This window comes from Xenorhabdus szentirmaii DSM 16338 (genome assembly GCF_002632585.1).
Classification (GTDB): domain Bacteria; phylum Pseudomonadota; class Gammaproteobacteria; order Enterobacterales; family Enterobacteriaceae; genus Xenorhabdus; species Xenorhabdus szentirmaii.
Genome location: NZ_NIBV01000001.1, coordinates 1,189,295 through 1,216,021 on the forward strand (window position 1 = coordinate 1,189,295; position 26,727 = coordinate 1,216,021).

Here is a 26,727-nt window from a genome sequence, read left to right on the forward strand (position 1 = left end):
CATGGCTGCGCTGTACAGTTGGAACAGAGGCAGCTCTGCCAGTCTGTTCGAGCGCATTCAAGGGAAGAGCTCCGGCTCTTCCCGTCAGTCAAGGATGCGTGCACTGCTTGATTCTATCAAGAAGCATTTGAATGAAGTTCTGAACTCCCGCCCCGGTGCTTGCCAAAGTGCTGTTGAGTTAGGAGTGATTGATCTTAATGACGCGACCGCAACATCAGTGGATTTCAAACAAAGTATCGAATGGGCGATTGAAACGTGCATCAGAAATTATGAACCAAGAATAGCTGCGGTTTCTGTCAGTGCCATCAATGATGATTTTGATCCGTTGATGCTGAGCTTTCATATCAGTGCAGTCATCTCTCTGGATGATATCAACGACTTTGTGGAATTCAGCATCCAGTTGGATAACAACCGGCGCTATAGTCTGGAGCGAACTCAATAAATGTCATTTGAAAAATATTTCAGGGATGAGTTGAACTACTTACGGCAACTGGGGAAAGAAGCCGCAGTTGAACGCCCTCATCTTGCCTCATTTTTGTCAGAACAAGGTTCTGATCCCGACGTTGAGCGTTTGCTTGAAGGTTTTGCATTTCTGACAGGCAATTTGCGGGCAAAGATTGATGATCAGTTCCCTGAACTGACTCACGGCTTGCTTAATATGCTTTGGCCGAATTATCTGCGCCCGACGCCCAGCATGACGATCATCGAGTACACTCCCGATGAGAGTGTTGTGACGAAAGCAACGCAGGTCAAGCGTGGCACACAGATTATGAGCCACTCGCTGTCATCCCAGGATGATATTTATTCGAATGAAAAATCCGGTGGGAAAAAAGACGAGCATAGCCGCTGTACCTTCACGCTTTGCCGTGATGTCTGGCTGTTTCCGCTCTCTGTCCGTGATATTTCCGTCAATAACAGTAATGAGAACGGCATTATCGGCCTGGATTTTGTGTCGAAAACCGATCTGAACCTGAATGAACTGGATTTGAATAAGCTGCGCTTTTACCTGAGTGGCGATGACTATACCACTTCCCAGCTTTATTTCTGGATCTGTTACTACTTCAGAAAAGCGGAACTGGTTGTGGGGGATACGGTGATCCCCATGCCTGATTTTGATTTTGTCCCGGTGGGATTTGATCGGGAAGATGCCCTGTTGCCTTATCCGAAAAATGCTTACATGGGGTATCGCATTTTGCAGGAATATTTCTGTTTTGCAGAAAGCTTCCTGTTCTTTGACGTAAAAGGTTTTCCGGAACTGCCTGACGATCTCAAGACTAAAAACTTCAGGCTGAATTTGCATTTTTCTCAGGCGCTCCCCCCTGAAGCCAAGATCCGCAATGACACGTTGCGCCTGCATTGCACACCGGCAATCAACCTGTTTCCCATGGACAGCGAAGCGATTGAGCTAAATGGCAGTCAGGCTGAATATCCGCTGAAGGCCAGTTACAGTTTTCCGGATAACTACGACATTTTCTCCGTAGACAGTGTGGAAAGCTGGCTGACAGGTGAAAACGGTGACCGCAGCCGCGCGCGTATTGGTGAACGCATTTATACGCCGTTTGAGAGTTTCAATCATCAAAGTGATAACGATGATGCGCGTTCAATGCGTTATTACCGGCTTCGGGTAAAAGAATCGCCTTTCCGCAGTGGATTGGAACACTTCATCTCATTTGTACGGGGAGATGAGGCAGAACTGCTCATGTTCAGGCTGAAAGAGAATGTCTCCATCAGATTGACCTGCACCAACCGTGAATTGCCGTTGGAACTGCATGTTGGCGACATCAATCACCCTTCAATCGGCAGCCCGTCATTTGCGACATTCCGCAATATCACGCGTCCCTCAGTGCCGCTTTATCCTTTGCTGGACGGAGGGTTGCATTGGTCATTGCTGTCAAATATGTCTCTGAATTATATGTCGTTGCTGGATAAGGATGCCCTGAAACAGGTGTTGCGCACCTATGACTTCCCGAGTATCCACAATCGGCAATCCAAACGCTCATCGCAGAAGCGGCTTGATGCCATTGAAAAGATTGAAACAGAACCGACAGACCGTCTGTTCCGTGGGCAACCCGTGCGTGGATTGCGCTCAACATTGTATATCCGGCAGCAGGCATTCAGTTCAGAAGGCGAGCTTTATCTGTTCAGCACGATCCTTTCGCGGTTTTTCTCATTGTATGCCAGCGTCAATGCTTTCCATATGTTGAAGGTAATCAATTTAGATAATCAGGAATGTTACGAATGGCCGGTACAGATAGGTCAACACTCGTTGATGTAACCATTGAGCAGAAGCCTGCCACTCCGTTGGCACTGGATGTCTCGCGATACAACTTTTATCAGTTGGTTGAGGTGATCAACCAACTGGCTGTTGCATGGGAAAAAACCGGGGAAACCGATCGTCCTGACCGGGAGTCTGTTCGTTTCCGATCCAGCGCCAGCCTGGCGTTTCCGACCCGTGATGTCATCTCGCTCGAACAGTCCGCTAAGGGATACTTTGAGTTGGAAGTGTCTTTCATGGGCTTGCATGGCAGCCAGTCCCCAATGCCGGGCTACTATCTGGATTCGCTGGCATGGGAAGATGCTCAGGGAGAAAACCGCCTGACGGATTTTCTCAATATTTTCAACCATCGTTTAATCACGCTCCTGCATCAGATTTGGCGGAAATACCGCTATTCCATCTGTTTCAAGCAAGGGGGAGAAGACAGCTTTTCCCAACGCATGTTCTCGCTTGTTGGTCTGGGCAGTGACATCAACCGCCGGATGCTGAATATCAATCACAGCAAAATGCTGGCCTATGCCGGATTGCTGGCAAGTCCGGGACGTTCACCGGAAGTGATATGCAGTCTCGTGTCCCACTGTTTTGATTTGCAGGATGTCACCTTGCACGGCTGGCAATACAGAAAGGTCATGATCCCGGAATATCAGCAGAACCGTCTGGGCGGGACAAATAAGGGGCTGAAAACCGGTGACAGCAAGCTGTCAGTATTGGGGCGCAACTTCACCATAGGGTCGTGGGTTGGTGATTACAGCGGAAAATTTCTGCTCAGTATCAATAACCTGACCCGTGAACAGTTTTTGTCATTCCTTCCCGACGGAAAGAACTACTTCCCCTTGGTGATGTTTATCTCTTTTGTCATGCGTAGCCAGTTTGCCTGGGAACTGCGTCTTGATCTGGCAGAGAATCAGGTCAGCGGTATGGGATTGGGGGCGAAGCAGAATAACCATCTGGGATGGACCAGTTTTCTCGGCGAGCCGGAAAAGAAACCTTCTGTCACAATTTCAGTTATGGAATAACGACTTATGGAAAAACATCAACCAACCCTTTCATTACGGGTTCTCAACAGCGAACAGTTGGAAAGTGGCAGAGCCGCCAATTGCCAGTTCTCAACCCAAGGTGGCACCGTCGGCAGCAGTGAAAGCCACCTTTGGTCTGTACAGGATCAGAAGGGAAGCATTCTCCCGTCACAGTTCTCCGTTAAGTGGCAGGATGGGGCATTCTGCCTGCAATTGCTGGCAGAAGCGATACAGATCAACAATGCTGATTTAACGCCCCGGTCAGGTTTGGTTCGTTTGCAGCAAAGCGATCAAATTAAAATAGGGGATTTGTTGATCAAGGCCCACATTAGTTTTTCTGACTCAGACCGCATCGATCCTTCAACGGTATCTCCTGAATCATTGGTGTCCAGTTACAGCAATCCAATGGATGCCATGATGGAAGGCTCGCCAATGCAAAAATCGGTGTTTGCTGCTGATGAAAGTATTGCGCCGACCGTGATGCACCGTTTCAGTGATGATCCACTTCGCGTACTTGACAGTGAAAGCCTGACCACACTGAAAGCGGAGATGGAGGCGAATGACACAGAACAGCTGTTACCGCCGGATCATTACCAAGAACCCCCATTTGCTAATCCTATTTCTGATAACCGAGGCAGTGCTATGGAACAGGAGTTCCTTGATTTACCCAATATTGCATCCGATCTGTCGTATGAAAATAGGGATGTTGATCATGTTGCCATTACACCGCTCATGCGGGGATTAGAAGCGCGGCTGCCTTTGCACGACAGCCAGCAAGCGAATGATTTCCTGCAAGAGATGGGCAAAACCATGAAAGCCGCGATTGAAGGATTGCTGCTGCTTCAGCGTGAGCAGCACGGACTGCGTGATAAACAACTTCGCCCCATTGAAGATAACCCATTGCGCCTGAACATGGATTATGACACGACCATGCAGGTGATGTTCTCAGATCAGAAAAGCCCTGTGCATTTATCTGCACCTGCGGCAGTAGCGGAAAGCCTGCACAATTTGCAATTGCATTATCAGGCCAACCGCGCGGCTATTTCTGCTGCACTGGACACCATGCTGGAAGCCTTTTCCCCGGAACAGCTGCTCCGTCGTTTCTCACATTACCGTCGCAGCAGCGAAACCGGGAGCAAAGATGCGTCCTGGGCATGGGAAATGTATACCAATTATTACCGTGAATTGGCCTCCAGCCGTCAGCAGGGATTCGAAAAGTTATTCCGTGAGGTGTATGAGCAAGCTTATGACCGCGCGCTGCGTCAGGGCTTGGAGGAATCCGGCAATGACACATTCCGCTAGTCACCGGATATGGGTTGTAGGGATTTTATTGCTGTCAGTGATGCTGCTGAACGGCTGTGGCAGTGCATGGAATGCCACAAAGAAAGTCGGCCAGGTCATTTGGGACCCTTCCACGCCGGTTGGTGAGCCCAATGATCAGGCCTCTATTGCCAATATTACATTGCTGGCGGAATCCGACATCAATCCCAATGAAAGTGGTGAAGCGGCCCCTGTTGAAATGCATCTGGTTTACCTCAGTGAAGATTCGCGTTTTCTTGCGGCTGACTATGACCAATTTGAAAGCGACAAACTCGAAAAAGCGCTGGGGAAAAATTATATCGATCATCAGGATTACACCTTGTTGCCGGGGCAGTACAAGCCCCTGGAAGCTATCACATTGGAAAAGAAAAACCGTTATATCGGTGTCATCGTTCACTATGCAGATGTCAACCAATCTGAATGGAAAAAGATCATCCGAGTAAAAGACATCGGCCGCCATTACCACATCTTGGTGCATGTCAGAAATAACGACGTAGAACTTAGAAAAGAGGAGGAGTAATCATGTCAGGTAAAAATCGGGTGATTTGGCACGAAGGATTATTCATCAAGCCACAACATTTTCAGCAACAACAAAAACATATTGATTATTTGATACACAGTTTTGTTTCTGCGTTGACGCCTTATGCTCATGGATTCAGTTCCCTGCGCATCAACGATGACCTGCTTAAGCTGGGGCGCATCGGGATTAGTGAAGCCAGCGGCATTATGCCTGACGGGACGATTTTCTCTACACCCAGTCAGGATCAATTGCCAAAACCATTGGATATCGAAAATATCAATGACCTGAAAAGCAAGGATATTTATCTCGCCCTGCCGATCTCCAGCGATACCATTCAGGAAGTTGCAGAGGCGGGTTCAGAAACGAAAAGTGCCGTGCGTTATCGTGAACTGCCTGCGGATGTGCGTGACCTGCATACCAAAGGGGGCGATTCTTTCATTCTTAAGCTGGCTCAACTGGCTCCGGTCCTGATGCAGGGTTCCGAAGACATGAGCGCATACACCGCAATCCCGTTGTGCCGCATTAAGGAAAAACAAAAAGATGGTGTGATTGTACTGGATAACGATTTTATCCCGACATGCGTGTCTATCTTCGTGGCTGACAAACTCAAGCGTTTCATGGTGGAAATTGATGGCCTGCTGACCGAGCGATCCAGAACATTGGCCAAGCGGATTGGTTCACCGGGTCAGCAAGGCGTGGCGGATGTGGCAGAGTTTATGATGCTGCAATTGCTGAACCGCGTTCAGCCCCTGTTCAACCACTATGCAAAACAGACCGTTCTGCACCCGCTGCATTTATATACCGAATTGCTCCAGACCTGCGGCGAACTGAGAACATTCACCGATGCGAGCCGTCTGCCGGGAAATATGCTGGCTTATGACCACAACAATCTGACAGATACTTTCCACAATGCGATGCACTCCATCCGTGATGCATTGAATGTCGTTCTGACACCACGGGCTACCTCGATTGCACTGAGACAGAACGAAGGCGGCATTCGTGTGGCGACGCTCCATGACAGCGATTTGCTGCACAAAGCTGAATTTGTACTGGCAATCAGTGCGAGTACCCCGCAGGAGCAGTTGCGTCGTCAGTTCGTCCAGCAAACCAAAGTTACGTCGATGGAAAAAATCCGTGATTTGGTCAGTGTTCAGCTGCCGGGCGTACCACTGATTGCGTTGTCTGCCGCCCCTCGCCAGTTGCCATATCACTCTGGCTACACCTATTTCCGTCTGGATCAGAAGAGCCCGGCGTGGAAAGAGATCCAGCAGGGAAATTCCATCGCATTCCACGTATCAGGGGATTTCCCTGACTTAGATATGCAGCTCTGGGCTATCAGGAGCGGTAAGGAATAATCATGAGCGATATCAATGTTGACAGTCTGTCGCTGGACAAATCTGAAACGCTGAAAACATTTCAGCGCCAGTACCAGCTACCGTTGCGTGGTGAAAGCCTCAACCCGATGATTGATGCAGCCACCCCCTTATTGGGGATGGTTTTGCGTTTGCAGGACATGAATGATCAGGCGCTGCCAGACAAACTTTACCAACAGGTTGTGACTGACATTCGCGTTATTGAGCAGCATCTGCAAACCAAAGGCTATGAGCCGGGGGCAATTGTTTCATTCCGTTACGTACTGTGCACCTTCATTGATGAAACCGCGTTGGGGCACGGCTGGAACAGCCAGAATGGCTGGTTGAAACAATCACTGTTAGTGCATTTCCACAATGAAACCTGGGGAGGCGAGAAGGTCTTCGTACTGCTTGAGCGCTTGATGGGAGAAGCCCAGCGTTACCAGCACCTGCTGGAATTCATCTACCTTTGCCTCTGTCTGGGATATCGCGGGCGTTACAAAGTCAGCACCCAGAAAAGTGACGATTTTGAGCGCCTGTTCCGTCGCTTGCAGCAACAGCTTCACGCACTGCGGGGAGAAACTCCGCCAACCACGCTGTATGTCAATATCAACGAGAGTGATGCGCGTTACCGTCTGAGCAAACGATGGACCATCAAACAACTGCTCGCGATCAGCGTGGGTTTGTTGGTGGCCATTTACAGTTTTTATGCCATTCGCCTCGGTGATCAAACCCAAGACATATTAGAGCAGCTAAGTAAATTATTGAGATAGGACGTCGTCATGATCCAGATTGATTTACCCACCCTTGTAAATCGTTTAAACCCGATGACCCGCCACGCACTGGAAGCGGCGGCGGCATCTTGCGTCAGTCAGCAACAACCTGAAATCACGGTAGCACAGCTGCTGCTCCAAATGATCGATACACCGCTCAGTGATGTGCGCCTGATCTTAAATAAAGTCGGTATCGATAAGGACCTGTTGAAAGAACAACTCGATCAGGTGATGGTTCATCATCAGTCGATTGCACAAGCTTACCCGAATTTTTCCCCCATGCTGGTGGAATGGTTGCAGGACAGCTGGTTGCTGGCCTCGACCGAGATGCAGCACAGTGAACTGCGCGGCGGCGTGATGCTGATTGCGCTGTTGTTTAGCCCGCTGCGTTATCTGGCCCCACAAACCGCGCGTTTGCTGGCAGGCATCAACCGTGAATTATTGCGCCAGCATTTTGCAGAGTGGACGAATGGCTCTGCTGAGCAGCCGATGGCGGCAGATGATAATGCGGGACAAGGAGTACATCCGGCAAACAGTGACAGTCTGCTGGCGCGTTTTACCCAGAATATGACCGAACAGGCGCGCAAGGGCAAACTTGATCCCGTTTTGTGCCGCGATAACGAAATCGATCTGATGATCGACATCCTTTGCCGTCGCCGGAAAAACAACCCCATTGTCGTTGGTGAAGCCGGCGTCGGTAAAAGTGCCCTGATTGAAGGTCTGGCGCTGCGCATCATTCATGATCGTGTGCCGGATAAATTGCGCAACAGTGAATTGATGACTTTGGATCTGGGGGCATTGCAGGCGGGAGCCGCGGTTAAAGGTGAATTTGAAAAGCGTTTCAAAGGCATCATGGCCGAAATCAGCCAGTCATCCAAACCCATCATCCTGTTTATTGATGAAGCCCATACATTAATCGGGGCAGGCAACCAAGCCGGCGGGCTGGATATTTCCAACCTGCTGAAACCGGCCCTGGCACGCGGTGAACTGAAAACCATTGCGGCGACCACCTGGAGCGAATACAAAAAGTATTTCGAAAAAGACGCCGCGCTGTCGCGCCGTTTCCAACTGGTGAAAGTTTCTGAGCCGACAGCGGATGAAGCGACCGTCATCATGCGTGGCCTGCGTGCCATTTATGAGCAGGCGCATGGTGTACTGATTGATGATGAGGCGCTGAAAGCGTCAGCGGTGCTGAGTGACCGTTACCTTTCTGGCCGCCAGTTGCCGGATAAAGCGATTGATGTACTGGACACCGCATGTGCCCGTGTTGCCATTAACCTGACTTCACCGCCACGTCAGATCTCCTCGCTGACCACTGAATTGCACCAGATGCAAATGGAAATTGATGTGCTGGAGAGAGAGCAGCGCATGGGATTAAACGTTCATGCTGAGCGACTGGAAGAGCTGCAAAATCAGCAGGCAGACGTCAGGGAACAATTGGCTGCGCTGGAAAGCAGCTGGAAACAGCAACAGGAATTGGTCAGGCAGATTATCGAATTGCGCAGCCAATTGCTGTCTGATAAAGGGCTTGAAGATGAAGCTCAAACAGTTGAAGAAGAAGTCGCAGCGATCGCGGAAGATGTGGCAGAGCAGCCTGTCGAAGCAAATGAAGCAGAGCATGGGCTTGCAGAACAGAGTGATGTCATTGAACACACGGTAGCCGTCGCCACTGACGAACACTCCCTGATTGAAAAGCTGGCCGGGCTTAACGCACAACTGGCTGAACTCCAGCAGAAGCAAACACTGGTTTCCCCGCATGTGGACAAAACCCAGATTGCCGCCGTCATTGCGGAATGGACTGGCGTGCCACTGAATCGTTTATCACAGAGTGAATTGTCCATCGTTACCGAGCTGCCGACCCATTTGGGCCAAAGTATCAAAGGACAGGAAACCGCCATTCAGTGCCTGCATAAACACCTGTTGACCGCGCGTGCAGATTTGCGCCGGCCGGGGCGTCCTCTGGGGGCATTCTTGCTGGTGGGGCCAAGTGGTGTGGGGAAAACGGAAACGGTCCTGCAAATTGCGGAACTGATGTTTGGCGGCCGCCAGTACCTCACCACCATCAACATGTCTGAGTTTCAGGAGAAACACACCGTTTCCCGTCTTATTGGTTCACCTCCGGGCTATGTGGGATATGGCGAAGGTGGCGTGCTGACCGAAGCCATTCGCCAGAAACCTTACTCCGTTGTCTTGCTGGATGAAGTGGAAAAAGCGCACCCCGATGTCTTGAACCTGTTCTATCAGGCTTTCGATAAAGGCGAGCTGGCCGATGGCGAAGGGCGGATCATTGACTGCAAAAACGTGGTGTTCTTCCTGACCTCTAACCTGGGCTATCAGACCATCGTAGACAATGCAGGGCAGACCGACCAGATCAACGATTTGCTCTACCCGGAACTGGCGGCATTTTTCAAACCTGCATTGCTGGCGCGTATGGAAGTCATCCCTTATCTGCCGCTGGGCCATGAAACCTTGAAAACGATTATTCAGGGCAAATTGGCGCGATTGGACACATTGCTGACCCAACGTTTCAATGCCGAAGTCACCATCAGTGATGCGGTATCCGAAGAAATCCTGCAACGTGCCACCCGTGCGGAAAACGGTGCCCGCATGCTGGAATCCATCATTGATGGTGCGCTGTTGCCCCCGGTTTCATTACTGCTGTTGCAGAAAATGGCTGCGGGAATTGCGATTCGGGCGATCCGCCTGACGGTCGCTGAACATGAGTTCTGTGCAGAGGTTGAGGAGGCGGAATAATGAAACAGCGGCTGAAAAGCGCGTTAGCGTTATTAGAAGATGACACTGTAGAACAACTGGTTGACCATTTTTTACAGGTCAGCCATAGCTCGCGTTTTGATGCCCTGTTGGTTTTCCTGCTTAACATCACAGAAAACAGGCTGGAATGCTACAACTTGCCCGATTTCCAGCCTGAGCGCCAGCAAACCCATTCACGCCGGTTGCATGTGGACATCAATGACGTCAATAACCCGCTGATTCAGATATTGCGCAAGGGAACCCCGATCGTCTGGGATTCCCTCAATCACGGGGTACGCATTGACGATCCCCATTTCCGGACGTTTATCGCAGAGTTACCGCATAACTGTGGGTTATGCGGTATCCCGCTGTTTGATTGCAATGGGCAAGCGTGCGGCGTGATCGCCATTTTTGCCGAAGAAATCCACCATTTTACCAACAACGAAAACATGTTCGGCATCTATTGCCATGTGATGCAGCACCGTCTGAAAAAATTGCAGGAACTCGAACAACTGCGCGGACAGTTACGCCAGATCCGCCAGGTATTTCAGGTTCAGCGTCAAAAAGAAAGACAACTGGATGAGTTGCTGGCTTCCCTGAGTGAATCGAAAACGTCAGCGGCGGCCAGCAGTATCTCCGTGGATTACAGTCATATCGATAATCTGCCAAAGGCCATAGAAGAATTTGAAAGCGCCGTGTTGGTTCAACGTCAGCGTCAACTTGGCAATGACACCAAATTGATTGCCCAAAGTTTGGGAATTCCCCAACGGACGTTGGTTTACAAACTGGCTAAATACGGGTGTAGATTATGAATATTGTTTTAATTATCAGTTCATTGCTTGTTTCATTGACAGGGGACCCTAAGCTTGCGGAGGTTATTGCACCAAAGGATGTTGCCTCAGTAGTAAAGGAAAAACAACATTTAGATGCATTGCAAAAATGCCGTTTTGAGCCATCCCCGCTTATCCGGCTGGAATGCTATGACAGTACGTTGAATCGCCTCAGGTTCAAAACTATCCAAATTCCGATTGAAGAAATGGGCCCTTCATGGCGGCAGGCGATGGAGCAGGAGATGACACGCACGGATCACTCCACCAACTTCATTGTATCGCAGGGAAAAAATGGAGCAGCGCCAATTATCCTGACCACGCCTGCGATTGGTGTTCCTCCCCCCCGTCCCGTATTGATGCTGAGCTGCATCGACAGTATCACCCGCTTGCAGGTGGCGCTGCCCAAAGAGGTGGAATCAGGTGCGGTCATGGTCACGACGGACAAAACCCAATACCGCACGGAATGGTTTGCGCGGGAACACGGTTATTTGTGGGAATCCAGCCGCGGCTTGCCGGGCATTGAAGAAATCAAGCGCCTGATGAACAGCGAACGCATGACCATCACAGGCAGCCAGGGTAGCCAGATAACTTTTAATATTTCTCAGTTGGAGCAAGCAGCTAAACCATTGCGGGCTGCTTGCCGTTGGTAATCGACATGGACATCAGAACACAATTTGACTGGTTCGGCTCCCTGCTGACCCCCCTGTCCGACGAACAGATTGGCAAGGTGCTGGGAGATAATGAACCGGCATGGGAATACATTGACAGCGAAATGATCAAATTTGGCTCGCTGTCGCATGATTCGTTAGATCTGGAAGAGATCCGGCGACAGGCATTGCAGTTGCTGAGGGAAACCAGCAAAGACTTCAGGCTCATGGTTCATTTGCTGCGGACCCTGCAACATGCGGGTTACTCTGCTGAATTAGTCCTCGCCATGGAGTTGTTGACCGAGTATGTCAAAAACTACTGGGACAAGGCGTGGCCAACCAAGCCCGTGATGAAACGCCGGTTGGCGCAGCAAGTCCTCAAGCGCTTTGATTCGGCCCAGGGCAGTTTCACCGAACAGGCAAGCCCAAGTGAACGGGATGACGCGCAAGGTGCATTGGCACATCTCGCCCAATGCTGGCACAGCCTTGAGCCTGATCTGGCCAAAGAAGTCGATCAATTGCGTACCCGTTACAACCGCCAGCCAGAAACCGCACCGACGGAAACGAAGCCGGCTTCGGTGGCGGCAGGCCCGTCATCAGATTCATCTGCAACAGAAACGTTGGCGCAAACCTCCCAAGGCCAAAATTCAGTGCCAATGCCAAACGTGGATGTGAATAGCTCGAGCGAAAAAGCGTGGAAGCAGACTCTTCTGACCGTGGCGGATTTGCTTTGTGAACGCCACCCTGAATCGCCCCTTGGTTATTCCCTGAGGCGCCATGCCGTCTGGCATACCATCACCACGGCACCCATGGCGAACGCAACGGGTAAAACACCGCTGGCCCCGATTTCAGCAGATCGTACAGCGGATTACCTGGCGAGATTACCGACAGCGGATAACAAATTACTCCAGCAAATTGAGCAGAGCCTGACTCTGGCCCCTTATTGGCTGGATGGGCATGAAATAGCGGCCAAGGCTGCATTGCAACTGGGTTACAAAGAGGTCGCCCAAGCCATCCGCCATGAGCTGAATGCTTTTCTGACACGGTTACCTGTACTGAAAACACTGAGCTTTTCCGATATGAGCCCGTTTATTTCGCCAGAGAATCTTGAGGGGCTCAAGCCTGAACCTGCCACAACCAGCAAGGGGGCGGTTTCCGCTGATCAGGAAGCCATTTGGCAATGCTTTGCGCAGCAGGGGTTAGAAGCAGCCCTGAAAATGCTGGAAGAACACCAGCAACAGCTGACTGAGCCGCGCGATCAATTCTACGGCCAATTGCTCAATGCCCAATTACTGGAAGAGGCAGGCATGGCGTCATTGGCACAACAGCATTACCGGAACTTGTTACATACGGGACAACACATGTTACTCACTCAATGGGAACCCAGCTTGCTGGCTTTGCTGGCTGAAAACCTGTCTTCATCTTCGGAACCGGCTTCAAACAGGAGCGTTAACCCATGAAATGGCCCTCTTTGTCCTCTTTGGCAACTTTGAAATCGGCGTTGCCGATATTGGGAAAATTTAAGTCCCTGCCTCGTCTCAAGGCTGTGATGGCGGTGGTTCTGGCGTTGCTCCCCTGCTTGCTCCTGATTGCCGTTTGGTGGTTTGGGCCGCAATGGAACATCCGCAATGATTACCCGCTGGAAAGTCTGGCGGCACGCTGGCTGGCTACCGCCCTCATTGTTATGGTGGTGCTGTTGTGGGTTGGCATGAAAGCATGGCGACGCTTACGGACGCTGGAAAAACTCAACCTTGATGTTGAACTGAAAGTGGTCGATCCGGTTCGGGTGGATATTGAACATCAGGATCGCTATCTCGAACATTGGAAATCCCAGCTGCAACGCCATCTGGATACCTATAATTATTTGTATGAACGCCCCTGGTATATGGTGGTGGGAAGCCAGAACAGCGGCAAGACCGCCCTGATTGAAGAAGGGTATAAGTTATCTGAAATCGCGGCACCGGAATATTTGCGTCAGAACGGAGAAATGTCCCTGATGCTGCATTGCTGGCTGGGGGAAAAGGCGGTCATTATCGATCCGAAAGGCCAATTGATTGACCAGCCTGTACCGCTCAACAGCGACAAACCCCAAATCAACAGCCGCTTGTGGGAAGCCCTGCTGAACTGGCTGTCGGAGAACCGTCAGCGCCAGCCCCTCAACGGCATTATCCTGACCGTGGATACATTGCGTTTGTTGAGCGACAGCCGTGAGCAACGTGAGCGCTACGTCAGGGAAATCCACCAGCGCTTACAGGACATTCGCCTGACTTTCCACAGCCAGTTGCCGCTTTATCTGGTCATGACCAAAATCGACTTGCTGCATGGTTTTGACGCCATGTACCAGTCATTGGATCGCAAACTGCGCGACCAGATCCTCGGGGTCACTTTCAGCCTCAACAACCGGGATGAAAAAGCCTGGCGCAGTGAGCTGGCGCAGTTTTGGACGCAGTGGATGAGCAACCTGAACACAGCGATGCCGGACATGATGCTGAATAATGTGGATGCCAACCAGCGCAGCGCCCTGTTCAGCTTCACCCGCCAGATTCAGGGATTGCACAGTTACATTGTCCAAATGCTGGAAGATATCCTGTATAACGATGAGCATCATCGTCCGACCCTGCGGGGGGTTTACCTGACCTCGGCACGTCAGGTAGGGCAAATGGATGACCTGTTCACGCAATCCGCATCGGCCCAGTATCACTTGGGTTCACAGGCTTACCCGACATGGCCTGCGGGAGATACCCTGCCTTACTTTACCCAAGCGCTGTTTGAAAACGTGCTGCTGGCAGAACCCAATCTGGCGGCCGAAAACCGGATCTGGCTGAGCCGCAACCGCCGTCAGCTGTTTACCTTCTCCACCATCAGTGCCCTGGTCATTGTGGCGATGTGGGGTGGCTGGCATCACTTCTACCTGAAAAACTACCGTGCGGGTGAAGAAGTTCTTGCCCAGACGAAAAAATTCCTTTCCGTGCCGCCTCCGACAGGGGATGACCGCCACGGTAACCTCCAGTTGTCGCAGCTTGACCCGATCCGGGACGCGACGCTGGCCTACGGCAATGACCATAACACCTCCTTCCTGACAGACATGGCGCTGTACCAGGGTGGCCGCGTCGGGCCTTATGTGGCAACCACTTACCTGAAACTGCTGGAGAAACGTTTCCTGCCTTCCCTGATGGCGGGACTATTGGATGACCTGAAACAGGCGCCCGCAAACAGCGAAGAAAAACTCGAGATCTTGCGTGTCATCCGCATGATGGAAGACCAAAGCAAACGCAATAATAGTCTGGTCGAGCAATACATGCGCGAACGCTGGAGTCAGGCATTTTACGGGCGCCGCGATGTGCAGGAAGCATTGCTGACCCATCTGAGCTACGCATTGGATAGAACCGACTGGAAAAAGAAACGCGATGACGGTGACAAAGAAGCGATTGAAAGCTTCACACCGTTTGTTGCCCCGATCAGGCAGGCACAGCAAGAGCTGAAAACCCTGACCGTGAAACAACGGGTTTATCAGAACCTGCGCATCCGGGCACAGGAAATTCTGCCTGCGCCCATCAACCTGCGTGACCAGATTGGCCCGAGTTTTGACAGCATCTTTGTTGCCAGCAATGAAAAACGTTTGGTGATCCCGCAATTATTGACCCGACAGGGTTTGACGAGTTATTTCGTCCGTCAGGAAGATGAACTGACGAAACTGATCGAAATGGACAGCTGGGTACTGAACATTGCCAAAAATAATACTCAGTACAGTCAGGACGATAAGAATGAGATCCTGAAAGAAATCAATAAACTGTATTTGTCTGACTACACCGCCAATTGGCGTGCCGCGATGAATAACCTTGAAGTGCGCAACTTTGATGATTTGCCACAGGCCATCGATGCCATCGAGCAGATCATCAGCGGTGATCAGCCCATCCGCCGGGCGCTGCAAATCATGAGTGAGAACACCACTCCGCCACAGATAGACAGTTCACTGAACAGCAAGGAAAAGAGCGCCTTGCTGGCACAACCGGACTATAGGCTGCTGACTGACATTAGCCGTGACTTTGCCTCGGAAACCAGCGTACTGCGTGAGCACGGGGATAAAGGCAGTACATTGCAAAGCGTCGACCAGAAGCTGATGGAGCTGCATCGCTACCTGTTGATGATCCAGAACTCCCCGGTCCCAGGCAAAGCCGCATTGCAAGCCGTACAAATGCGCATGGACAAGAACAACAGTGATGCCATTCTGGAAGTGCAGCAAATGGCAAAAAGCCTGCCGGAGCCTCTGAAACGTTGGATCAACAGTCTGGCTGAAGAGGCATGGCGTGTTGTGGTGATGGAAGCGGTCCACTCGCTGGAGGTGGAATGGAACAACACGGTGGTCAAACAGTATAAGACTTATCTGGCAGGCCGTTATCCGTTTAACCCGAATGCCAAAGAAGAAGTGCCGCTCAGTGAATTCGACCGCTTCTTCCGCCCGAATGGCACATTGGATGCATTCTATAAACAAAACCTGCGGCCGTTTGTGGAATACAACATGACCATGGGCACTGACGGCAAGACACTTATTCGTTCAGACGTAGTGAAACAGCTGGAACTGGCGGAGCGTATCCGCAACACCTTCTTTACGCCCCAAAATGGCCTCGGGACACAGTTTGCCATCGAACCTGTCAGCCTGACTGGCAATAAACGCCGCGCCCTGCTGAACCTGGATGGCCAACTGGTGGATTACTCACACGGACGCAGCAATGTCGCCCGTCTGGTGTGGCCGAACTCCATGCGCACCGGTACCGAAAGCAAACTGACCCTGATGCCGGACAGAAGCAATCAGGCGCCACGCTCTATCAGCTTCACGGGGCCATGGGCACAGTTGAGGCTGATTAACAGCGGCAAGCTGACCCATATTCAGCCGGGATTCTTTGACGTTCGCTTCAGCGTAGAAGGCGGTGAGATGACCTACCGCATCTACGTGGACGAATCAGACAATCCGTTTGCAGGAGGCATGTTCAGTAAGTTCAAACTGCCGGATACCCTCTATTGAAGCGACAGCTTTCGATTAAGGAAGGCGAGATAGATCTTGAAAGCAAAATCCCCCCCCAAAGCCTTTGGGCGGGGGTTTTTTAAGGAGAAAAGCAAGAATATGAGCGGGCATTCTGAAAACCTCATCATCCGCGCGGGTGGCAGCCCAACGGACCTGCCGGAATTTTCCGTTATCCGGGATGAAATCAACAAAACCAGCCATCCGTCGCAACCCGAGGTGAACTGGTTGCTGGTGGAATCACTGTCCCTGACGCTATTCAAAACAAACGGCGTGGATTTGCAAACCGCCATTTACTACACACTGGCCCGCATGAAACTGAGTGGTCTGGCGGGATTCACCGAAGGCTGCGAACTGTTGGCGGGGGTGATCGTCAGTGAATGGGATACGTTGTGGCCACCACAACCACAGGTGCGGACTGACCTGCTGGAATGGTTTCATTCCCGAACGGGCAACATATTGCGCCAGCAGGATTTTAGCGCAAGTGACCTCAGGATGATTTACCGTGCTGAACGGGCGTTACAGTTAATTATCGACCGATTGCAGCAATCCGATCTGAAACGATTGCCGCGTGTGGAAAATCTGTTGTGGTTTTTCCAGAATGCGGCGAAAAAACTGGAGAAACCGCGTCAGGCGGCAAAACCAACGCCCGCCCCTGTGCAGATGCCACCACTGGTATATTTGTCTCAATCGGAAACTGAACCGGAAACACCGCCCCCGCCGCCCATCCCGCACCATGAGGTTCCCCAGAAAGTCGAGACACAGCAACGTGTCCGGGTGCAGTTTACTGAACCGCCGGTAAAGGGACTCAGTGCATGGCAGGGCTTTGGGCTGGGGATTTTGCTGGGAGCACTGACATTGGTGGGCAGTTGGTTGCTGTTCTATAAACCACTGCAACAACAGCTGGAAACCGTCACGGCCCAGTCCTCGGGGGCATGGCTGAACTGGCTGTATAAGCCGGAACTGGAAAGCTACCAGCACCAGCTTGAACGACTGGCGGAAAGCTCACCACGGATAACGTGGGAGGCAGCCCGTCGGTTGACGGAAACCGCCGGAGAACAATGGCCGGAATCCCCCCTCCAACGGCAGGTAACCCGCCAATGGGATCAACTCGTTTCCGCCCGCATTGACAGCGTGCCGCTCAAAGGCAGCTGGCACACCACCCGAGATCAGCTTCAACAGCTGGCGGACAAAATTCTGTTACAGGAGCGTTCCCGGGGCAGCTTCACCTTGTCCTACCTGAAAACCGCGATTTATGACATCCAGCGTAGCCACGGCAGCGAAGTCCCGCTGGAGGAACTGCTGCGTCAGTTAAGCACCCATGCGGCAAAAGGTGAGAACGCGCCGCCGGTACTGCTGAAAACCATCGATGACCGTTTTAACGCCTTGCTTGGTCGTTATGACCGATTGCGTCAAGCGACTGAAGATCCGAAACCATGAAAAAACCGTCACATCGGACGGTGGGTATTAATCAGGGAGATAAAAGTATGTCAATGAAGAAGCGCATGGCGAAACTCAAGAAAGGAAAAGCCCTTCTCCAGCAGGGGAAAAAGGCAGCCGGACAGGTTAAGCAAGCCACCGACTTGGTGCGCAACCCCAGCGACTTGATTAGCGGCGGCGGCATTACGGGGGGCCTGAAAAAGGAAGGTGCCTTGAGTGGCTCTCTTTCTCCGGGCGACCTGATCAGCGGTGGCGGTTTTACCGGCGGCCTGAAAAAAGGAGGTGCCTTGGGCGGCTCTCTTTCACCGAGTGACCTGATCAGCGGTGGCGGTTTTACCGGCGGCCTGAAAAAAGGAGGTGCCTTGGGCGGCTCTCTTTCCTCGAGTGACTTGATCAGCGGCGGTGGTATTACAGGTGGCCTGAAAGGCGCGGGCGGCTTAGGTGGTGCAGGTGGTTTAGGCAAAGTTGGTGTTGGCGGTTTTGCCGGCGGGAGATTAAAAGGCGCGGGTGGCTTAGGTGGTGCAGGCGGTTTAGGCAAGGTTGGCGTTGGTGGTTTTGCCGGTGGTGTCATCGGCAGCGGTGGCATGGGCGGTCAGGATGTGATGAATAGCATGTTGCAAATGCTGGGAGGCGGCGCTCCTACCCCGAGTGGCCTGCAATTTACCCTGACGGCGGGCAGCCTGCTTCCCCACACCTTTGTGGTGACCGGTTTCAACTTGACTGAAGGGCTTTCCATGCCGTTCAGCGTGCACGTCGGTCTGGCCAGCGCTGATCCGGCCATTGATTTTCCGTTGGTACTGGATCGCAGCGCCACCCTGACCATCTTGCAGGATGGTGTTGAGCAACGCAGTATCACCGGCGTGGTTGCCCGCTTTGAGCAAGGCGACACCGGCTTGCACCAGACCACCTACCAGATGACCATCCGGCCGGATTTATGGCGTACCACCCTGCGGCAGAACTCGCGCATCTTCCAGCAGCAGGATATCGAAACCATCATCACGACTATCCTGAAAGAGCACAATATCCGTGATGTCGTTTTCAGTCTGCGCCATCCCCACCCCGAGCGGGAATTCTGTGTGCAATATCAGGAAAGTGACTTTGCCTTCCTGCAACGCCTGACGGCAGAAGAGGGGATCTTCTACTTCTTTGAATGCAGCAACGGGCGCAATACCGTGGTCTTTGCCGATGATTCCGGCTCAGTGCCGCTGGGGATTGTGCTGCCGTATCAGCCGGGTGACACCAGCACGATAGGTGAGCCCGCCGTGAGCCACATGACGTCCAGTGCTCAGGTACGTCCGGCGCAGGTCGAATTGAAGGACTATACCTTCAAAAATCCGGCCTGGTCAGCAGAATTCAAGGAGAAAATGAAAGAAGACACCTTGCAGGAAATGTACTACGAGCACTACGACTATCCGGGCCGGTTCAAGGATGAGGTGCACGGTAAAGCCTTCACCCGCTACCGCCTTGAGGCCCTGCGCAACGATGCGATGACGGGACAGGGCAGCGGCAACGCCATTGCCGTGCAACCGGGTAAATTATTCACCCTGACCAACCACCCGCGTGCCGACCTTAACCAGCCGTGGCAGGTCGTGAGTGCCAGCCACTCCGGCAGCCAACCGCAGGCACGGGAAACCGGCAGCGGTGAGGGGGGCACCACGCTGCACAGTGATTTCAGCTTTATCCAGCATAACCAGAACTGGCGCCCATCACCCTTGCCTAAACCGGTTGTGGATGGCCCGCAAATTGCCAAAGTCGTGGGGCCAGCGGGGGAAGAAATTTTCTGTGACCAGTACGGCCGTGTCCGCCTGCAATTTCCGTGGGACAGGTATGGCAAAAGCGACGATCAAAGCTCCTGCTGGATACGTGTCAGCCAACCGTGGGCCGGTCAGGGCTGGGGGATGCTCGCCATCCCGCGCATCGGTCAGGAAGTGGTGGTGGATTTCCTGCACGGCGATCCGGATCAGCCCATTGTCACCGGACGCACCTATCACGCCAGCAACATTCCGCCGGGCGGCCTGCCCGGCAGCAAAACCCAGATGGCGTTCCGCTCCAAGACCCATAAAGGGGAAGGCTACAACGAACTGCTGTTTGAGGATGCAAAAGGCAGTGAAAAACTGTCAATGCACGCGCAGAAGGATATGGATACCACCGTGCTCAACGACCGCAGTACCCGCGTGATGCACGACCATATCGAAAGTGTCGGACACAATCAGGCCATCAGCGTGCGGGCTGACCGCCATAAAGAAGTTATCGGCATGGAAGTGAGCAGCATCGGAACACGGCAGGTCACCGTGGAAAAAACCAGTGTCCTCAGTGTCAAAGGACAAATCACCATTCAGTCCACTGAGAGCGGCATCACTATCGGCAACACCAAAGGCAGTATTTCGATTGATGCAGACGGCAATATCCATATTACCGGTAAGACCGTCATTGTGAACGGGAAAGATGTCATCACCCTGAACTGATAGCGGACAAAACAGTAACAAAATTGAAGCCAATTAAAGCGGATTTTTCGGTCACAGACTGAATATCGACGATAACTAAGAGCGAAAAGGAAACTTGATGAGTACACAACCTTACCAGATGAACGAAGGTAGCTTAAACATTCCCGCCGGTTGGCGCGATGAATCAATGCACGTCTTTGTGCTGCCGGATGACAGCGGCGTCAATCTGGTGATTAACCGCACCCCAGTGCCGGCAGGCACTGACAGAGAGACCTATTATGAACAGACACTGACTCAATTTGTGACTCACCTGCCGGGGTATCAGGAGCATCAGCGGCTGCAAATGGAACTCAGCGGTGACATGGCGTGGCGACTGGATTACCAATGGCAAAGCCCGGAAGGGGAAATGCACCAGACGGTGGTACTGCAAATCCGGGGCAACCAATTACTGGCGTTTAACCTGACGTCCCCCCAGCCCATGAACAGCGGTCAACGGGACGCCTTACTCGCCGTGGTGAGCAGTTTTCAAGCGGCATAAGGAGAAGCCGATATGGGATTAGGTGATGAAATAATTACCCGGATTGCCCGGGTCGGGGCCACCCATGCCCGACCGCCCTTGCCGCCCGGAGGCGGTGCCCGAGGGCCGGCGGCGGCACGCCAAGGTGACCCCATCCAACATAAGAGTTTCTTTGGTGCCCTGATGGGGGCGGTGGCCGGTGCCCTGATTGGTGCTGCGATTTTCGGGGCAGTCGGGTTATTTGTGGCCGGCACCGGGGGGTTAGGGGCGGCCTTGTTTATCGCGGCCGGCGGCGGACTAACCTATCTGGCCAGCGATGCCATTGCCGCAGCCAGTTCGGCCGTCTCGAACTTTGTTGACAGCTTCGGCTCGCCGGACGGGATGTTGAGCAGTGGTTCCGGTAACGTCATCATTGAAGGCATGCCCGCCGCACGCGTTACTGTTGATATGGCGGCATGCAGCAAACACCCGGCTCCCCCCCTGATAGCGCAAGGCAGTGAGTCGGTGTTTATCAACGGCCAACCGGCGGCGCGGGTTGGTGATAAACTGGTGTGTGGTGCTGCCATCAAGAGCGGTGCGAGCACCGTCTTTATCGGCTCCGGTCAGGGGACGTATCTCAAAATTGAAGAAGAGTTTTCCGGCTGGCAACGGGCGTTACTGGTAGCGGTGGAATTTCTGGTGCCCCCGACACGCGGGTTGGTAAAAGGCATCGGTAAGCTGATGACCAAAACCGGCCGGCAGGCGATACTGGCCGGGGCAAAACTGGGGGCCAAAAAAGCCGCTCATGCCCTGAAAGGCAGAGTGATGTGCGCCAAAGCGGCCTTTAAAGCCAATAAAGGGGTGAAACGTTTTACTCAGGCCACCAAAAAATTCTTTACAGGCGACCCGATAGACGTGACCACCGGCAGCCTGTTTGACCAGCGTACCGAATTTGAACTGGGGCAGACGATACCCCTGACCTTCACCCGCAGCTGGTCACCGGGATTGCGGGGCCTGTTGGGTGAAAACTGGCTGGATAACTTTTCTGAGGCAGTTATTGTCACCGGTGACCGGATAGAAGTCCTGACGCTGGAAGGGGCTTCCCTGCACTTCGCCTTGCCCCGGAGCGTTGACCACAGTATTAACCCAGCGCACCCGGAATTTACGCTGAGCCGCCATCAACAGGGCTTTATGCTGACTGAGCGCAATCAGCCGGTCAGAAAATACTTTACCCAACCGAGCATTTCAGAAACTGCCGACACCCAGCGCTGGCAATTGTCGGCCCTGCGTGACCGCAACGATAACAGCATTGATTTTCATTACAACGGGCAAGGCCAGCTAAACCGGGTCACCCACAGCGACGGCCCGGAACTGGTCTTACTGTATCGTGAGGACGGGTTGCTGACCGACATTCGCCGCAGCGACAATGGTCTCAATGACGTGATGGTGCGCTATGGTTATCACGACAATGGCTGGCTGGCGGAAGCCGACAGTGCCCAACACTTCCACCTGTTCTATGAATACAATGCACAGGGATGGATTAAACGCTGGTCGGACGGTGACCAGACCGCCGTGGACTATGTGTATGATGCGCAAGGGCGCTGCGTTGAAAGCGTCGGCAGCGGCGGCTATTACCCCGTCCGGCTGACCTATGAACCCGGTATCACCCGCTCCACCACGCCACAGGGCCATACTACCACCTGGCATTATAACGCCGAGCAACAGGTCACTCAGGTTGAAACCCCGTGCGGCCATGTCACCCGGTATGAATACGATGACTGGGGCAACCTGCAACGGCAAATCCTGCCGGAAGGGCAAGTCTTGCAGCTGGATTATCTGGCGGATACCGGACTGGTCACAACATTTACTGATGCCGGCGGCGCCGTGTGGCAGTATCACTATGACGACGACGATCGGCTGGCCAGCATGACCGACCCGCTGGGACAGATTTGGTGGCAGCAATACGATGATAACGGTCATGTCGAATGCTTTATTGCGCCTGACGGCAGCAAAACTACCCTGACCCGCAATGCGTTCGGGTTGGTGACGAAGGCTGAGGATGACGAAGGCAACCAGCGGACTTGGGAATACGATGATCATCAGCGGCTGACCCGGCTGTTTGATGAAGAAAACCGTAGCCTGCGGCTCGGTTATGACAGTCATGATCGGTTGCAGCGGCTGTCATCGGGCGGCGGGGCTTTATGGTTGTGGGAATACGACCGCCATCACCGCATCGCCTTAAGTGATCGCCCCAACAACAGTCTGGAGCGCTTCCGGCATGACCGCCACGGCAACCTGACCCGATGGACCGATGCCCGGGGTGTGGAATGGCAAATTGAATACGGGCCGTTTGACCTGCCGGTCAGTCGGATTGACGGTGAAGGTCACCGCTGGCAGTACCGTTATGATCCCGATAGCCTGCAACTCCTCGAAGTCATTAATCCGCAAGGAGAAAGCTACCGTTATCAGCTGGATGCCGACGGGCGAGTGATAACCGAGACCGATTACGCCGGCACCCAATGGCATTATGCCTATGACGGCAATGGCAACTGCACGGAAAAACGGGATGCACTGAATAACGTCACCCGCTATGACTACAATGCCGCCGGGCAGATGACCGCCATGCACACGCCGGAAGGCACCACCACTTACACTTACGATATTCTGGGGCGTCTGCTTGCGGTGACGGCACCAGAGGCGGAGCCGCTGACCTTTGAATACGATGACAAAGGCCGCCTTGTCAAAGAAGTTCAGCCGTATGGTGAAATCCAACGTGAGTATCCCGATAACGCCACGGCAGAACGCACCCTTCACACGCCTGATGGCCGGAGCTGGAAAGCAAATACGCAGGTCAATAAAGTAGGGGAACTGAGCCTGCTCAGTATCAGCGGTGAGCATCAGCTTACGCTTGAGCGGGATGAGGACGGGCACGAATGGCACCGTCAGTCAGACAAGGGCTTTATCCTGCGCCAGGAACATGCCCTGATGGGGCAACTGACGGCGCAGCGTGCCGGCCGCAACACCGAGTTTTTTGCGGCCCATGAAGTGGCGGATATTCCCCAACCGACACTGGCGGGACTGGACCGGGAATATCGCTACGATGCGGCACTGAATCTGGTGGCGGCCAATGATGAACGGCAATGGTTGCGCTATGTCGTCAACGGTAACGGCCAGGTGACCTCGGTCAGTGACGGTGACCAGCTGCGGGAGCATTATCAGTATGATGCCTGCGGTTACCCCGCCCGCCGTTTCGATGGCGTCAACGAGGCGGACGGCGAGCGGCTGTACCAGAAAGGGCACCGGTTGCGCCAGCTCGGGCAACATCTGTTTGAGTATGACGATGCCGGGCGCATGACGGCGATGCAACTGTGGCAGGACGGCCACCGGCCGCAACTGACCAAGTTCCGCTGGAACAGCCAGAACCAGCTTATCGGCGTGCAGACGCCGGGCGGCCAGCACTGGGACTATCGCTACGATGCGTTCGGGCGGCGCACGGAAAAAGTGTGCGAACAGGCGGGCAGCCGCACCACCTACCTGTGGGACGGCGATGTGCCGGCGGAAATCCGCGAATACCGGCATAACCGCTTGTACAACATCAGCCATTTAGTGTTTGATGGCTGGCAGTTGCTGGCGCAACAGGTGCAGTTTTTTACCCTGAACCCGGACAACCGGCAGGAGCTGATTGCGGGTGAAATCCAGACCCAGTACGCGGTGTGTGCCCCGACCGGCGAGCCGCTGGCGCTGTTTGATACCGCCGGGCATCGGGTCTGGCGCCAGCCGCCGCAGAGCCTGTACGGGCTGCGTCTGGGGGCGTTGGGGGAAAACGCGGAACTGAACCCGGGCTTAATGTTCGCCGGCCAGTGGCTGGATGAGGAAAGCGGGCTGGTCTACAATCGGTTCCGGTATTACTCGCCGGTCGCGGGGCAGTATTTGACGCCTGATCCCATTGGGCTACATGGCGGTCTTAACCCTTACTCTTACGTTAAAAATCCGACAAGTTGGGTTGATCCACTAGGTTTATCAAGCCTGAATGCCTTTGAGTTGGCTCAAAGGAAGGCCAGAGAAACCAGAGAATTATGTAAGGCTAATGGCATTAGAAGACCAACAGCTACGACTGTTGTTAAAAATGTCAGAACAGGAGATGTTTTTTATGGTTTTAGTGGTACTAAACCGCAAAATATCTCAGCGAGGCTTGGTGTTGAAATGCCTTTGAAGAGTCTGGAGCCTTGGTCTGTGAATAACTGTGGTGAGATTGATGCGGTAAATAAGGCATTAAAAGGCGGCTCTTCTCTCCATGATTTAGAAATGGCGACAGTACGCACTGGTGATGGAAATGCATTTCCAAAATGTAAAAACTGTATATATACATTTAAACGATTAGGTATCAAAGTATTAACAGGATAAAGCATGTGTTATTCATTTAATGATGTAATAAAGGAAAGGCTACTTATAAATGGCTGGTATCCAAATAGGTCAATAAATATTGATAAATATTTATCTGCACTAGAGGACAAAGGCTATTATGTTCACCATAATGCCATGAAGTTTTTTCATAATTTAGGCGGAATAAAGGTTGAACATGAAGCTTACGCTGACCCTACAGATATAGATGTAAGCGATTTTACACCTACTAAACCAGCTGATTGGTTAGATCCATTGTGGGTAGAGCACTATGAAAACATAATTGAAAATAGGTTATGTCCAATAGGTATCGGTTTTTCTGAACACATGACATTTTTCTTATCTGAATCCGGTGGTTTTTATGGTGGATATGATGATTATTTTTGTTTAATAGGAAATGATGTTGAATCGGCGCTACAGAATTTATTTTTTGTGCATGATTTTTCTCAGCTAGAAAAATAAATCTCATTCTTACATCGCATATGGCTACAGATTGTTTGGATATTTTTTATTTGGTTTAAATTTGTAAAAAAGCCGGAAAGATCCCTGTGATCTTCCGGTTTTTTATCCTTATCCTGCCTTATAATCCCCAATCAACTCCCGCATCCGCAGCTTAATTTCACTGATTTGCGCCCGCTGGCGTTGGTATTGCTGTTTAAGGCTATTGGTCTCGTCGCTGTCGGGGATCAGTACCAAACAGCCATCCATGATCTTTACCGTGACCGAGCCGCCAATCTCAAACCCGGCGGCCTTAAGCCATTGCCCCTTAAGGTGTATTGCCGGCGGTGCTTTCGCCTTGTCGTTTTGCGGGACGTATCCCACGGTGTAATAACGTTCTGTTTTCACGGCTTTATTTACCGCGCGGTTTTGCTTAGAATGCGCCTTAGCCATCATTAACTACCTCATATAGTTGGTTGTGGTCAGCGGTGTCGGGATGTGTCCAGCATCTCAGCACCGTGTCAATGTTAACCCTTCTCTTTAGCTGCCCTTTGTTGTCCAGCGCTTCGCATCATGCATATGCAAAATACTGCTAATCACGGTCTCCACGGTCTCCCGCTCTTTCTCGTCTAACTGTGAAACCGCTTCGAACTGGAGTTTTAACCGTTCATCGGGGCCACGTTCATCTGGCTCGAAAAGAAGCATATCCGCACTCACATTCAACGCTAATGCAATCCGCCTAAAAACATCAATCGTCGGTTGAGACGTACCCGCCTCATAGCGCTTGTACTGTGAAACATGCATGCCAATCTTGTCAGCCATCTGTTGTTGAGTGAAACCCAGCTCTTTACGGGAAGCCGCCAATTTATCAGAAAAGCTCATAGGAAATTCCAAAGTTGCTGTAACTGACATTACTATACGGCTCCCTTTTTTATCGCTTGACTGAAAATATCATATCAGGGACTATATATATCATCAATATGAATCTTGACGCAGTTTTAAAG

The 26,727-nt window shown here is 52.3% G+C and carries 18 protein-coding genes and 1 pseudogene; 17 read left to right on the top strand and 2 right to left on the bottom strand.

The genetic code is table 11. The annotated features are described in order from the left end of the window. Window position 1: 1 nt before the first annotated feature. From tssE to Xsze_RS05600, 17 genes and pseudogenes are all read left to right on the top strand, one after another. Window positions 2-442 carry a type VI secretion system baseplate subunit TssE gene (tssE, locus tag Xsze_RS05520; protein ID WP_038241097.1) on the top strand — a complete coding sequence of 147 codons (441 nt, stop codon included), beginning with the start codon at window positions 2-4 and terminating at the stop codon, window positions 440-442. After that, window positions 443-2,275 (top strand): type VI secretion system baseplate subunit TssF, encoded by a 1,833-nt coding sequence (gene tssF / locus Xsze_RS05525; protein ID WP_038241100.1) that lies wholly within the window; start codon window positions 443-445, stop codon window positions 2,273-2,275. Beyond that, complete coding sequence (tssG, locus tag Xsze_RS05530; protein ID WP_038241102.1) at window positions 2,239-3,291, top strand: type VI secretion system baseplate subunit TssG; 1,053 nt, start codon at window positions 2,239-2,241, stop codon at window positions 3,289-3,291. The genes tssF and tssG overlap by 37 nt, the downstream gene beginning before the upstream one ends. 6 nt (window positions 3,292-3,297) lie before the next feature. Beyond that, complete coding sequence (tagH, locus tag Xsze_RS05535) at window positions 3,298-4,593, top strand: type VI secretion system-associated FHA domain protein TagH (protein WP_038241104.1); 1,296 nt, start codon at window positions 3,298-3,300, stop codon at window positions 4,591-4,593. After that, complete coding sequence (tssJ, locus tag Xsze_RS05540; RefSeq protein ID WP_038241106.1) at window positions 4,577-5,131, top strand: type VI secretion system lipoprotein TssJ; 555 nt, start codon at window positions 4,577-4,579, stop codon at window positions 5,129-5,131. The genes tagH and tssJ overlap by 17 nt, the downstream gene beginning before the upstream one ends. A 2-nt stretch (window positions 5,132-5,133) precedes the next feature. Next, entirely contained in the window at window positions 5,134-6,486 is a 1,353-nt protein-coding gene (tssK, locus tag Xsze_RS05545; protein WP_038241108.1) for a type VI secretion system baseplate subunit TssK, read from the top strand. A 2-nt stretch (window positions 6,487-6,488) separates the two neighbouring features. After that, a complete protein-coding gene (gene icmH, locus Xsze_RS05550) occupies window positions 6,489-7,256 on the top strand; it encodes a type IVB secretion system protein IcmH/DotU (RefSeq protein ID WP_038241110.1) in 768 nt (255 codons plus the stop codon). 9 nt (window positions 7,257-7,265) lie between these two features. Then, window positions 7,266-10,004 (top strand): annotated as a pseudogene (tssH, locus tag Xsze_RS05555) (type VI secretion system ATPase TssH); the annotation flags it as partial. Between the two features lie 5 nt (window positions 10,005-10,009). Next, entirely contained in the window at window positions 10,010-10,819 is an 810-nt protein-coding gene (locus Xsze_RS05560) for a hypothetical protein (protein ID WP_038241112.1), read from the top strand. Further along, on the top strand, window positions 10,816-11,487 hold the full coding sequence (vasI, locus tag Xsze_RS05565; protein WP_038241113.1) for a type VI secretion system-associated protein VasI: 672 nt from the start codon (window positions 10,816-10,818) through the stop codon (window positions 11,485-11,487). The genes Xsze_RS05560 and vasI overlap by 4 nt, the downstream gene beginning before the upstream one ends. A gap of 5 nt (window positions 11,488-11,492) precedes the next feature. Continuing rightward, window positions 11,493-12,944: a type VI secretion system protein TssA gene (tssA, locus tag Xsze_RS05570; RefSeq protein WP_038241114.1), complete on the top strand. Its 1,452-nt coding sequence runs from the start codon at window positions 11,493-11,495 to the stop codon at window positions 12,942-12,944. After that, window positions 12,941-16,507, top strand: a complete 3,567-nt coding sequence (gene tssM, locus Xsze_RS05575) for a type VI secretion system membrane subunit TssM (protein ID WP_038241116.1) — start codon at window positions 12,941-12,943, stop codon at window positions 16,505-16,507. Before tssA ends, tssM begins: the two co-directional genes overlap by 4 nt. A 99-nt stretch (window positions 16,508-16,606) precedes the next feature. Further along, complete coding sequence (locus Xsze_RS05580) at window positions 16,607-17,944, top strand: VasL domain-containing protein (protein WP_099139105.1); 1,338 nt, start codon at window positions 16,607-16,609, stop codon at window positions 17,942-17,944. Window positions 17,945-17,991: 47 nt separating this feature from the next. Next, window positions 17,992-20,409, top strand: a complete 2,418-nt coding sequence (locus Xsze_RS05585; RefSeq protein ID WP_422645794.1) for a type VI secretion system Vgr family protein — start codon at window positions 17,992-17,994, stop codon at window positions 20,407-20,409. A 97-nt stretch (window positions 20,410-20,506) separates the two neighbouring features. Then, a complete protein-coding gene (locus Xsze_RS05590; protein WP_038241827.1) occupies window positions 20,507-20,926 on the top strand; it encodes a DUF1795 domain-containing protein in 420 nt (139 codons plus the stop codon). Between the two features lie 12 nt (window positions 20,927-20,938). After that, complete coding sequence (locus Xsze_RS05595) at window positions 20,939-25,288, top strand: RHS repeat-associated core domain-containing protein (RefSeq protein WP_244590062.1); 4,350 nt, start codon at window positions 20,939-20,941, stop codon at window positions 25,286-25,288. 3 nt (window positions 25,289-25,291) lie between these two features. Next, on the top strand, window positions 25,292-25,747 hold the full coding sequence (locus tag Xsze_RS05600) for an SUKH-3 domain-containing protein (protein ID WP_038241830.1): 456 nt from the start codon (window positions 25,292-25,294) through the stop codon (window positions 25,745-25,747). A gap of 108 nt (window positions 25,748-25,855) precedes the next feature. Here Xsze_RS05600 and Xsze_RS05605 read toward each other — a convergent pair whose 3' ends face one another. Both Xsze_RS05605 and Xsze_RS05610 read right to left on the bottom strand, forming a co-directional pair. Then, a complete protein-coding gene (locus tag Xsze_RS05605; protein ID WP_099139106.1) occupies window positions 25,856-26,176 on the bottom strand; it encodes a SymE family type I addiction module toxin in 321 nt (106 codons plus the stop codon). Window positions 26,177-26,263: 87 nt separating this feature from the next. Further along, window positions 26,264-26,605, bottom strand: coding sequence for an RstR family transcriptional repressor (locus Xsze_RS05610; protein ID WP_038234427.1), 342 nt, complete (start codon window positions 26,603-26,605; stop codon window positions 26,264-26,266). Window positions 26,606-26,727 lie beyond the last annotated feature (122 nt).